Here is an 11630-nt window from a genome sequence, read left to right as displayed (position 1 = left end):
GAGTTGAAGAATGTCATACGTTAAACCGGAAGATGTTGTAGAGAGTATGTTGCAGGCAGGAGCCAAGAAAGCTGGCTTGCCGGTAAAGTATATGCTGATACGTGGCATCCTGTCAGGTGTGTTTCTGGGTTACGCCACAACCATGGCGGCAACTGCTTCGACACAGACCGGGGTTGATATTCTGGGTGCGGTCCTTTTCCCTGTTGGCTTTGTGATGATCATTCTGCTTGGCCTTGAATTGGGAACGAGCAACTTTGCCCTGTTGCCGATTGCCATCAAAGATGGCCGGGCCTCACTTGCTCAACTGGCTTATAACTGGACATGGGTACTCATGGGCAACCTGCTCGGCAGCCTTTTCTACGCTGTTCTTTATTACATCGTCATTACCAAGATGGGCCATGTTGACCCCGCAACCATTGCGGCAGCGCAAAAGATCATAGCCATTGCTGAGCATAAAACTATTGCATACGCCCCTTATGGTTTTGATGGCACGATCTCCGCATTTACCAGCGGCATACTCTGTAACTGGATGGTGACACTTGGCACCGTCATGGCATTAACCGCAACAACAACCATTGGCAAAATTGCAGCCATGTGGCTGCCGATCATGACTTTCTTTTCCCTGGGTTTTGAGCATGCCATCGTCAATATGTTTGTGATTCCTGCCGGAATCATGCTGGGTGCCGATGTCACCATTTCTGATTGGTGGCTGTTGAATGAAATCCCGGTTCTATTGGGCAATATTCTTGGCGGCATGATACTTACAGGGTTTGCTCTCTATTTCACAGCAAGAAGAAAAACAGTTCTAGCTGCTGAATCACCATCAAGCTGACGCAACGCCCGCTTTCAGGGGGCATATCCGGCTCCGTCAGGGGTGAAATTATTGAATGGTGGTGAAGCTTTGAGACTCATAGTAATGCACTGTGCCTCTAAAAGAGTTGTCTTTAAGTAGTTTTTCCAGATCCAGTTTGGCATCGAAATACTGAATCTTTCCATCCTTCGTACTGAGCTGGTTAATAACACAGCCTTGCCCCATAAACAGAGCAACGTACCCATTAATGCGCTGGAACACATTGACCTCCTCGTTTAATGCCGTAGCCATTCTGCTGAATTCTTTGATAATCATACCGCCCCCTGTAACCCAAATAAAAACACACTATAACAGGTTGTTTAGGTTTTAGATCGGGCGGTATCAGTTATTGGAATGGTGCAGACGTGATCAATGGCATCCTGAGGGAATTGGCAAGAAAGTGTAGGCTGTTAATGCCTTTTCTTATGCTTTGTTTTGGAGAAAACAGGACGTCTGGAACCCCTTCCCTTTTTAAGCTTCTCGGCATGAGCCTTCTCATAGGATTCTGACTCTTCTTTTATTTTCAAGTAGTTAGTATAGTGATCCTGATCAAGTTTCTTGCTGGCTAGTGCCTCTAAAATTGCACAACCGGGTTCATTGCTATGACCACAATCATTGAATCGACAGGTTTCTCCAAGCGCCACTATATCGGAGAAGCGCTCATCAATACCCTCTCGCCCACTCATTACGCCCAACTCCCGAACACCCGGCATATCAATCAACATTGCACCGTTATCGAGCATCATGAGCCTGCGACGAACCGTGGTGTGCCTGCCTGCACCGGAGACACTCACGGATTTTGTTTTAAAGCTGGTGCTGGCAATGTGATTCATCAGCGAGGTTTTACCGGCTCCAGAGGAACCAAGCAGGCAGCAGGTTTTTCCCGCAACGAGCCTCTTACGAACCAGACCCAAGCCTTCACCGGTCACATTACTTAGTGTGATGATATCATGATCAATGCCTGCCTTGCGAATCCTGGCAATCACCTGCGTCAATTCTTCAGGCGTGACTAGATCGGTTTTAGTCAGCAGCAGAACCGGCTCAATACGATCCTGATTGACCATCACCAGATAGCGTTCAAGGCGGCGGATATTGAAATCGAGGTGGCATGATTGGGCGATTAAGGCTGTATCAATGTTTGCCGCCAGCATCTGGAACTCAATCTCAGTGCCTGCCATCTTGCGACGCAACAGTGTTTTTCTTGGCAGTACGGTATTGATGCTGGTGAAATCATCCGCCTCATGGTGCTCAATAGAGACCCAGTCCCCCACTACCGGAAAGTCAGCAGGTGATTCAGTGGCTTGGACAAACTTGCGTGTCAGCACAGCATAGATTTCAGACTCACCGTCATGAACGACAAAGCGTTCCCGGTCGACCGCGATCACCCGGGCAAGTTCATATTCTGAACCACACAGATCACTGGCACGCTCCTCAAACCAACTGTCCAAACCAAAGTCGATTTTACTCATGCAGGGACACGACTCTGTAATATTGCCTAAGGTAAATTTGATTAATTTCTAGAATTTTCCCATCTCCTGATTTCCCACAACGCCTAGAGGATCAAACCTATCCACTGTGGCGCTAAAAATGAAGGAGTGCCTATATCAGCGCGATGCGCGCTGTATGCTCTTAGCAGGCTGTCAGACCATGGTTACGGAACTGATCAATGACGCGCTTCAATAGTTCAGTGGTAGGTGTTTGAACATCTTTCAAATGGTATTTAAAACCCAGCTCTTCCCACTTATGCTCACCCATCTTGTGAAATGGCAGCACTTCTACGCGTTCAACGCCCTGTAGCGTCGAAATAAACGCAGCCAGTTTTTCCACGTCATCGAAATCATCGGTGTAACCCGGCACCAGCACATAACGTATGCGCATTTTCTTACCCATATCAGAGAGGCGCCGGGCAAAATCTAGCGTCGGCTGCAGCGGCTTGGAGGTTAATGCCAGGTATTTATCCGGATCAATATGCTTGATATCAAGCAGTACCAGATCGATATCATCAAAATATTCGTCTTCAAGGTGAGCGGCCAGAAAACCCTGAGTATCGAGTGCTGTGTGCAGATTATAATCGTGCTTGGCGAGATAAAAGATCTCGCGGACAAAATCCGCCTGCATCAGCGGCTCGCCTCCAGAGATCGTCAAGCCACCTGCAAAGCGCAGGAACGAGGCGAATTCGGCTATCTCTTCGATGATATGATCCACCGTCATGACCGTGCCATTATGTATTTTTATGGTATCTGGATTGTGGCAATAGAGACAACGAAACTGACAGCCGGAAACAAACACCACAAAACGCATGCCGGGGCCATCAACAGCACTCCCCATCTCAAAGGAGTGCACAAACCCTGAAAGCCTGCCCTGTTCATCGACACAGGCAGGCGTAATAGAGCCCGGGGGTTTAACCTCGTTGTTCTGATTCATGTCTGTGAGTCTGCCCTATAGATGGCTGCCTTGCCAAAATGGCAAGGCAGCGTCGTTGTATTACAACTGCTCTAAAAACTGAGGTGGAAGGTACGATTGATCACGTCCAACTGCTGCTCCCGGGTCAGTTTGATGAAATTCACCGCATAACCGGAAACGCGCAGTGTGAGCTGAGGATAGTTCTCAGGGTGCTCCATCGCATCAAGCAATGTATCCCGATTCAGCACATTCACATTCACGTGAAAACCGCTGGCGTTACAGAACACGTCAACACAGTTGCTCAGGTTGTTGACCCGATCCGTGAGAGTCTGCCCCAATGCGCCTTCTGTGCACGTTGCCGTCCATGAAATACCGTCGAGTGCTGCATCATATGGCAGTTTGGCAACCGAAGCTCCGGAAGCGATAAAGCCTTTGGTGTCGCGTCCGTTCATCGCATTTGCACCGGGTGCAAATGGCTCACCGGCACGGCGACCATCAGGTGTGTTGCCGGTCTTCATGCCGTAGACCACATTAGAGGTGATAGTCAGAACAGACTGGGTAGGCACACTGTCGCGGTAGGTCTTGTGTTTACGGATCTTCTCCATGAACGTCTCAACCAGCCATACGGCAATGTTATCCACCCGGTCATCGTTGTTACCATATGCCGGGAACTCACCTTCAATGGCAAAGTCGGTGGCTAAACCCTTCTCATCGCGGATCACACGTACCTTGGCGAATTTGATGGCAGAGAGTGAGTCGGCAGTCACGGAGAGACCGGCAATACCGCATGCCATGGTGCGCAGGATATCGCGGTCATGCAGCGCCATCTCAATACGCTCATAATGGTATTTATCATGCATGAAGTGGATGGCGTTGAGTGCCTTGATATAGGTCGTGGCAAGCCAATCCATCATCTTCTCGAATTTCGCAACAACCTCATCATAATCGAGGTATTCGGCAGTGATCGGCTCAAAACCGTCGACAACCTTCACGCCGCTCTTTTCGTCTACCCCACCATTGATCGCATAGAGCATGGTTTTCGCCAAGTTGCAGCGAGCGCCGAAGAACTGCATCTGCTTGCCGATACGCATGGCTGAAACACAGCAGGCAATAGCGTAATCATCGCCCCAATGCTGACGCATCAGGTCATCAGATTCATACTGGATAGCACTGGTCTCAATAGAAACACGGGAGCAGAAATCCTTAAACCCCTTAGGCATCGCATTCGACCAGAGTACGGTGAGATTAGGCTCAGGTGCAGGACCGAGGTTGTAGAGGGTATGCAGGAATCTATAACTGTTTCTGGTTACCAACGTGCGTCCATCTTCGCCCATACCACCGATGGTTTCAGTCACCCAAGCCGGGTCACCCGAGAAGAGCTGATCATATTCAGGGGTACGCAAGAAACGCACGATACGCAGCTTGATCACCAGATCATCAATCAACTCCTGTGCGCCTGACTCATCGAGAAGGCCCGCATCAATATCGCGCTGGATGTAGATATCCAGAAATGTTGAGATTCGGCCAATCGACATGGCCGCGCCATTCTGCTCCTTGATCGCAGCCAGGTAGCCAAAGTATGTCCATTGCACGGCCTCTTGTGCCGTGGTTGCCGCGCGACCGATATCAAAACCGTAGCTGGCAGCCATCTGCTTGAGCTCTTCCAGTGCCCTGATCTGTTCAGACATCTCTTCGCGGCTGCGCAGTACCTCTTCGCTGAATGCGACATCATTGAGCTCAGCCTTTTCGCGCCCCTTCTCAGTCGCCAGGAAATCGACGCCATAAAGTGCCACGCGGCGATAATCACCTACGATGCGGCCACGGCCATAGGCATCAGGCAGACCAGTGATAATACCGGAGCGGCGGCAGGCAAGGATATCGGGGCTATAGACATCAAACACGCCCTGGTTGTGGTCTTTACGGTAACGCTGAAAGGCCTCTTTAACGGATGCATCAAGCTCATAGCCATAAGCCTGAAGACCGGCTTCCACCATACGCAGGCCGCCGTTGGGTATGATGGCACGCTTAAGCGGTGCATCGGTTTGCAACCCTACGATCAGCTCCATCTTCTTATTGATGTAACCCGGTTTATGGGCTGTAATGGAAGAGCCGATATCACTGGACACATCCAAGACACCCTTGAGTCGTTCCTGCTCGATCAGAACTGAAATCTCCACCCACAGCTGTTTGGTGCGCTCAGTAGCAGGAGCCAGAAAGCTGTCATCGCCTTCAAATGGCAAATAGTTTTGCTGAATGAAATCGCGGACATCAATCCGTTCTTTCCATTCACTGCCCTTAAAGTTGAGCCATGGTTTCAGATCTAAAGTTGCTTCTGGTGAATTCACGATAATTCCTTTGTTTGTGGGTGAGCTTCAACTGCCACAGGCAGCGAGCTATTGCGGCAAAGCCGCTTTAACAGGTATTCATGGAGGATGGAAAAGCCCATCGGGCTTTCAAGTCGACAATCAGGATTGAGAGGGACAGGGACAGGGACAGGACTCGAGAAAAAAGGCCTCAACCAGCGCCCTTGGCGGGCGGTGAGAGACGACCCTGATACTCAGACTCATCTTTAAAACTTGGCGGCATACTTGCGCGGAAGACATCTATTTTTCACTCTCTTGTTGGAGCACGTAGTAACTTGAAGCGCATACTAAAGATGAACCGTGCACGGTCAACATATAAACAGCCAATTATTTTTGAGTGGCAACATCAAAAGTGATAAAAAAATTCGTCCCGGAAAAGTACAGGGAACCATCGTTATTTCTGACTCTACCCTGACTGATATCTACGACTTCAGTGGGAGTACAACTTTCAGGCTGGCATCAACAACATCGGCATCAAGACTTACACCACGCTGTCTCCGAACTTCATCCAAAGCCGCATCCATACCCTTACCCGGACGATAGGGACGGTCTGAAGACATCGCCTCTAAAATATCGGCCACAGCCACAATCCTTGCCTCCAGATCAATCTCATCACCCTTTAGCCCCTGGGGGTACCCCAGCCCATCTACCCGCTCATGATGCTGCAGAACAATGTTTTTCACTGTAACAGGGAAATCAATATCTTCGATAATATCAAAACCGCTTTGAGGATGGCTTTGAATCAGAGTGTACTCGTGCTCCGTAAGACGGGTCGGCTTGGATAATATTTCGACAGGCACCCTGATTTTGCCAATATCATGAATGGAGGCACCCAGATAGATCATATCAACACGCTCTTTTTCAAGCCCCATCTCTTGGGCAATCAGAACGGAGAGCTCGGCAACACGCTGCTGGTGACCGGCGGTATAAGGATCGCGTGCCTCAACTGTTTTTTCAACCGCCTGAATGCTGTTGGTTAAAGCCCGGTTCAATTGATCTCGACTTTCTCGTAACAGGCGTGCGGTATTGTCGAGTTCAACGGTATGGCCCTGCACGGTTCTTACACTGAAGACCAATCCTATTAAGCCAATAAACCATATCAGACCATGGGAAAAAACCATCGTAGCGACAACAGGTTCTGCCGAACCTATGAGTGGAGCCATGGGTAGCGATACGCTGATACCGCCGCGAACCTGCCCCTCCTCGTATCCTTGTTGCGCATGACATTTAAGGCAGGGCTTTTCCACATACAGGGGGCGCATCACACGCATGTAATCCTCTCCATCGATGTTATTAAGTTCGGCTCTCTCTTTTTCACCGCGCTCAAATGCTTTCAATGCCTCAGTCTCCCAGGCATCGGCAGCATTTTCAGGGCGAAGTGGCTTGAGGCTGGTCAAATGGCCCCGAACATTCAGGACCCTATCCTCCAATTCAAACAGTTGCCTGGTCATGTAAGACGGATTCATCAGTGTCAGCTTCTTGCCGCCCGGTGTTTCGATATCCCGATCCGGAATCATGGATAAATGTGGATTGGGTGGGGTGCGCTTTGTTGCCGGCACATAAACGCCTCCATGCTCAGCGGCCCACTTTCGAAATGATATGGTCTTCTCAATATGAACATCCGCATCATGAAGTGCATGTTCTCTTACTGTTTCGCCCTCCAAGAAGAGACTCCACCCAAGTGAGGATAGAACAGCCAGGGACCAGCCGGCGAGCAATATCCAGAACCATGTTCTGGGAGGGAATTCGCCCCTTCTTGGCCCAGTCCTGCGTTCAATAAGGTCTGATTGTTTATCCATTTTCATAAGAGTATCAACCAGTCTAAATTATTTGAATGTTGCAATACTATATTAGCAGAGATGAATCGAATGTGCTTCATGCTTCCCTGCCAGCACGCTCAATTAAGCTTGCCTCTTGAACTCGCGTCGCCCTGCCCCTATACATAGCCTATGCTAAGATTTGTATTTCTATTATTTATCACTGTTCCGCTGCTGGAACTGTGGCTGCTGATTGAGGTTGGCAGTGGCATTGGCGGACTATCCACCATTGCACTCTGCCTGCTTACTGCGGCACTCGGCGGATGGTTGATCCGCGTTCAGGGTATCAGCACGCTCCTTAAGGCACAGCAGCGCATGGCGCATGGCGAACTGCCTGCCGATCATGGATTCCACGGATTGATGCTGGCTGTTTCCGGACTGATGCTGTTCACACCGGGATTTATTACCGACAGCATCGGGTTTCTGCTGCTAATCCCTCAGCTTCGTCAGTTGATCATCAATAAGCTGATGCCGATTCAGCAGATCGGCACTCCTCATGGAGGCGCATCTCACGGGGCCAGCCGCAAGGAGAGTCCGCATATCATCGATGCCGAGGTGATTTCGGAAGAGAAGTTTCATCCCTAACGCGCTTGACCCGTTTATTCTAAGCCCTACATTACGTTTCTTATTTCGGAGGTATCAATGAATTCAGCAACAATCGCATCATCCGCACATCTGGCTGACGCACGCATCAGCTTCCTGGGCAAAACCTATGGCATGCTGGCTCTCTGCATCGCTGCAGGCAGTGTTGGCGCTTACATGTCACTCGGCATGGCATTCCCTTATGAACATCCATGGATGATGCTCTTTATCATGATCGGTGGCATTTTCGCCGTACAGAAGGTTCGCCACGTTCCAGGCCTGAACTTTGTTGCATTGATTGTTTTTGGCGCCATCACAGGCATGGCCATTGCACCGCTGGTTGGCATGGTTGCAGCTAAATCAGGTTCACTGGTGATGCAGGCCTATATGACCACAGCAGTGGCTTTTGTTTCACTCACCGCCTACACCTTTATCTCCAAACGCGACTTCTCATTCCTGAAGGGTTTTGTCTGGACTGGCCTGATCGCCATGATCGTGCTCGGACTCTCTAACTACTTCTTCTTTGAATCGCCAATGCTTGCACTCACCCTCTCTGGTGTGGGAGTACTGCTCTTCTCGGCATTTATCCTCTATGACACATCAAACATCCTGCGTGATTATCCGAATGATGAGTATATCTCAGCAGCATTGACGCTCTATCTGGACGTCTTCCTGCTCTTTCAGCACCTGCTTGCCATGTTCGGCATGCTCGGTGACGAATAACTGTAGTAATTTAGCGGATGAGCTGACTTTTCAGGGCATCCTTTAAACGATTAACAATGCGGCCTGTTTTCAGGCCGCATTTTCGTTATGATACCGCCTTTGGCTTTGTAACCGTATCGATGGAGTGAACAATGTTGGATAAAGCACTGATGGAAATTCTCGCCTGCCCGAAATGCAAGGGCGATATCCGCTACAACGACAGTAAAAATGGACTGGTGTGCGACGCGTGCAAACTGGAGTACCCGATCCGCGATGACATCCCCGTCATGCTGATCGAAGAGGCAAAAGAACTTACTGACTGATCTGAAGCCTTATTGGATCACCACATTGGTCTTTCTCATCAAAACCCTCTTTTTTCTGGTGCAGTTGCTACCGGTACGCCTTCTCGGCGCAGTGGGTGCGGGGTTTGGTCGGCTTTTCTACCTGATCGATAGTCGCCACCGCCATATTGCCCTGCGAAACCTGAATCGAATCTACCCCGAAAAAGACGATGCCTGGAAAATACGCATGGCCCATGAATCCTTTGCCGAACTGGGACGCACCATGCTCGAGATTCCGCATGTATTCATACGTTCCCGAGAGTTTCTGCTTTCGCGCATAGAGATCGAGGGTGAAGAGGAATTCAGGGCAGCTGTAGAAAAAGGCGACGGTGTAATCCTGACCGCCATGCATCACAGCAACTGGGAGCTCGGTGGCCTCGCTATCTCAATGCTCGGCTACGAATCGGATATCATTTACCGCCCTCTCAGGCAGGCATCGGCAGACCGGTTCATCCAGAGTGCACGCGGGCGTTTCGGGGCACACCTTCAATCAAGGTTCGAAGGGTTACGCTGGCTTCCCCGGGCACTGAAAAACGGGCACACTATCGCTGTCATGATCGACCAGCACCTCTCCAACGGAACACCCGTTCCATTTCTTGGACAGATGGCCAATACGACCACCCTGCCAGCTACCTTCGCCTCCAAGTATAACACCCCGCTATTCGGCGTTCGGCTTGATCGAATCGGCAGATCATTTCGTTTTAAACTGCGTTTTTGGCCTATTGAGCCCCCTGCAGCTTCAGATGGAGAGAAACGCAATGAGGTCGCAACCATGCAGGCCATATGTGATTCGTTTACACCGACTATCCATCATCGCCCTGAGCTGTGGCTCTGGATTCACCGCCGCTGGCTCTATCTCGATGAGCTTGAGCAGAACAGCGAGCAGGCATCATGAGCAAACATAAGCCGATCTCCCGTAATCGCTGGAATAACTCCCAAAACAAAACCATTGAGCGGTGGAAAAAACACAGCCCCAATGTCGATCGGGATGAGCAGGAGCGCAATCTGCTGCCCATCCTTCAGCGTTATGCTGCACAGTACCCTGAGGAGGGCTCGATTCTTGAGATCGGCTGCGGGCCGATCTGCCTGAGCCAATACCTGCCTCAGAAGAACAAGACCTACCTCGACCCCCTGATCGATGATTTTCGTCGCCAGTTTCCAGGGATGCTTCCGGATGGCGAGATGATTGCTTCGACAGCTGAGCGCATCAACAAACCTGCTGAAAGTTTCGATATGGTAATCTGCCTGAATACGATCTCATTCTCCCTGAACCCTGAACTGATCATGCATGAGATAGAGCGCATACTGAAACCTAGTGGCACGCTAATTGTCGATATGCGAACCCATAGCCCACTTGAGGCGCGACTGCACTACCTAGCGGAGCAGATCTCCCCCTACCTGTGTGGAAAGACACGCCCCTATTACTATTCTCTCACGGGTATCCGGCGCACACTATCCCGCCATTTCAGGATCAAAGAGGAGATCAAGCAGCGAAAGCTGAAAATCTGGATCCCTTTTTTCAAGCGTGAGCAGATGGTCTTTATCTGCAGCCGCAACGACGGACACAGGGATACGGTCACTCCTTCATGAGCAGTGACCACCACCTGCTGTTGATGCCACCGAACTGGATCGGCGATGTCATCATGGCCCAACCTGCCATGGCTGCCATTGCCAGCCACTACCGGAAACAGCATGAGAACTGCCAGATCACCCTGTGCGGACGCGGCTGGCTTAAGGAGCTTCTCCCTTGGCTGAACATCAAGGGTGCGGAATATGCCGATACCATTCCAGCTGCCGATACCGCTTACCTCTTCCCCAACAGCTTCAGGTCTGCCTGGCAGTGCAGGAAGTCAGGCGTTAAAACAATCATTGGCTATCGCGGCCAGTGGCGCAGCCTTTTGCTGAGTCATGCTCTGCCACACCGTATCGACATCAGCGTAGAGCACCATAGAGGTTTCCACCTCGACCTTGCAAAGCAGACAGGTATTGATTCTGACAATGATGAGGTTGAACTGAGTGTGCCCGAGGGTGATTTAGAGCGCGGTAAAATTCAGATGCAGGAGCATGGACTCGATCCGGAACGAACCATCTGCATTGCACCCGGCGCACAGTTCGGCGCTGCCAAGTGTTACCCTGCTGACGGGTTTGCTGCGGTCGTCACTGGACTGGCAAGTGATGGCTGGCAACCACTGATTCTCGGCATGAGTGAGGATCGCGCTGTTGCCGAAGAGATACTCAAAGGCATTGATATCCCCCTCTGGAATGCCGCAGGTGAGACGACACTGGCACAGGCGCTACAGTTGATTGCCGCCTCAAAGCTGATGCTCTGTAATGATTCCGGACTGATGCATGTGGCCGCAGGGCTAGGCATCCCCACCGTGGTGCCCTTTGGCGCAACTGACCCTGCCCGCACATCGCCCAGCGGGCCCAAGGTTACAATTATCTACCAACCGGCTGAGTGTAGCCCTTGCCTTCAACGCGAGTGCACGGTTCCCGGCCACCCCTGCATGGCCAACATTACGCCCCAGATGCTGACAAGCGCCTGCCTGACCATGCTCAATGGCTGACCAGG

The 11630-nt window shown here is 50.8% G+C and carries 12 protein-coding genes; 7 read left to right on the top strand and 5 right to left on the bottom strand.

Going from position 1 to position 11630, the window contains the following annotated elements:
* Window positions 1–10 precede the first annotated feature (10 nt).
* A complete protein-coding gene (locus Ga0123461_RS05875; RefSeq protein ID WP_100277480.1) occupies window positions 11–832 on the top strand; it encodes a formate/nitrite transporter family protein in 822 nt (273 codons plus the stop codon).
* 48 nt (window positions 833–880) lie between these two features.
* On the opposite strand, the gene Ga0123461_RS05870 is transcribed toward Ga0123461_RS05875, so the two are convergent.
* The 5 genes from Ga0123461_RS05870 to Ga0123461_RS12460 form a co-directional block, all read right to left on the bottom strand.
* A complete protein-coding gene (locus tag Ga0123461_RS05870; RefSeq protein ID WP_100277479.1) occupies window positions 881–1126 on the bottom strand; it encodes a hypothetical protein in 246 nt (81 codons plus the stop codon).
* Window positions 1127–1260: 134 nt separating this feature from the next.
* The gene (gene rsgA / locus Ga0123461_RS05865; protein WP_100277478.1) at window positions 1261–2319 is read right to left on the bottom strand and encodes a ribosome small subunit-dependent GTPase A; all 1059 of its coding nucleotides are present in this window, start codon (window positions 2317–2319) and stop codon (window positions 1261–1263) included.
* A 160-nt stretch (window positions 2320–2479) separates the two neighbouring features.
* A complete protein-coding gene (gene pflA / locus Ga0123461_RS05860) occupies window positions 2480–3274 on the bottom strand; it encodes a pyruvate formate-lyase-activating protein (RefSeq protein WP_100277477.1) in 795 nt (264 codons plus the stop codon).
* A 71-nt stretch (window positions 3275–3345) separates the two neighbouring features.
* Window positions 3346–5598 carry a formate C-acetyltransferase gene (gene pflB, locus Ga0123461_RS05855; RefSeq protein WP_100277476.1) on the bottom strand — a complete coding sequence of 751 codons (2253 nt, stop codon included), beginning with the start codon at window positions 5596–5598 and terminating at the stop codon, window positions 3346–3348.
* Window positions 5599–6038: 440 nt separating this feature from the next.
* Entirely contained in the window at window positions 6039–7280 is a 1242-nt protein-coding gene (locus Ga0123461_RS12460; protein WP_232710398.1) for an HD domain-containing phosphohydrolase, read from the bottom strand.
* A gap of 285 nt (window positions 7281–7565) precedes the next feature.
* Between Ga0123461_RS12460 and Ga0123461_RS05845 the strand changes: the two genes are divergently transcribed.
* The 6 genes from Ga0123461_RS05845 to waaF all read left to right on the top strand — a co-directional run bounded on the left by Ga0123461_RS05845 (window position 7566) and on the right by waaF (window position 11625).
* Complete coding sequence (locus Ga0123461_RS05845; protein WP_100277474.1) at window positions 7566–8018, top strand: FxsA family protein; 453 nt, start codon at window positions 7566–7568, stop codon at window positions 8016–8018.
* Window positions 8019–8075: 57 nt separating this feature from the next.
* Complete coding sequence (locus Ga0123461_RS05840) at window positions 8076–8738, top strand: Bax inhibitor-1/YccA family protein (RefSeq protein ID WP_100277473.1); 663 nt, start codon at window positions 8076–8078, stop codon at window positions 8736–8738.
* A gap of 131 nt (window positions 8739–8869) precedes the next feature.
* Window positions 8870–9040 (top strand): Trm112 family protein, encoded by a 171-nt coding sequence (locus Ga0123461_RS05835; protein ID WP_100277472.1) that lies wholly within the window; start codon window positions 8870–8872, stop codon window positions 9038–9040.
* Window positions 9041–9065: 25 nt separating this feature from the next.
* On the top strand, window positions 9066–9953 hold the full coding sequence (locus Ga0123461_RS05830) for a lysophospholipid acyltransferase family protein (protein ID WP_100277471.1): 888 nt from the start codon (window positions 9066–9068) through the stop codon (window positions 9951–9953).
* Window positions 9950–10648: a class I SAM-dependent methyltransferase gene (locus tag Ga0123461_RS05825; RefSeq protein WP_100277470.1), complete on the top strand. Its 699-nt coding sequence runs from the start codon at window positions 9950–9952 to the stop codon at window positions 10646–10648. Before Ga0123461_RS05830 ends, Ga0123461_RS05825 begins: the two co-directional genes overlap by 4 nt.
* On the top strand, window positions 10645–11625 hold the full coding sequence (gene waaF, locus Ga0123461_RS05820) for a lipopolysaccharide heptosyltransferase II (protein ID WP_100277469.1): 981 nt from the start codon (window positions 10645–10647) through the stop codon (window positions 11623–11625). Before Ga0123461_RS05825 ends, waaF begins: the two co-directional genes overlap by 4 nt.
* Window positions 11626–11630 lie beyond the last annotated feature (5 nt).

The organism is Mariprofundus aestuarium, assembly GCF_002795805.1.
GTDB lineage: Bacteria > Pseudomonadota > Zetaproteobacteria > Mariprofundales > Mariprofundaceae > Mariprofundus > Mariprofundus aestuarium.
This window is presented reverse-complemented; position numbering and strand designations above follow the sequence as displayed.

Coding starts and splice junctions, on each gene's coding strand:
- Ga0123461_RS05875 (WP_100277480.1), top strand. CDS start 11: ATGTCATACGTTAAACCGGAAGATGTTGTAGAGAGTATGTTGCAGGCA.
- Ga0123461_RS05870 (WP_100277479.1), bottom strand. CDS start 1,126: ATGATTATCAAAGAATTCAGCAGAATGGCTACGGCATTAAACGAGGAG.
- rsgA (WP_100277478.1), bottom strand. CDS start 2,319: ATGAGTAAAATCGACTTTGGTTTGGACAGTTGGTTTGAGGAGCGTGCC.
- pflA (WP_100277477.1), bottom strand. CDS start 3,274: ATGAATCAGAACAACGAGGTTAAACCCCCGGGCTCTATTACGCCTGCC.
- Ga0123461_RS05845 (WP_100277474.1), top strand. CDS start 7,566: ATGCTAAGATTTGTATTTCTATTATTTATCACTGTTCCGCTGCTGGAA.
- Ga0123461_RS05840 (WP_100277473.1), top strand. CDS start 8,076: ATGAATTCAGCAACAATCGCATCATCCGCACATCTGGCTGACGCACGC.
- Ga0123461_RS05835 (WP_100277472.1), top strand. CDS start 8,870: ATGTTGGATAAAGCACTGATGGAAATTCTCGCCTGCCCGAAATGCAAG.
- Ga0123461_RS05825 (WP_100277470.1), top strand. CDS start 9,950: ATGAGCAAACATAAGCCGATCTCCCGTAATCGCTGGAATAACTCCCAA.
- waaF (WP_100277469.1), top strand. CDS start 10,645: ATGAGCAGTGACCACCACCTGCTGTTGATGCCACCGAACTGGATCGGC.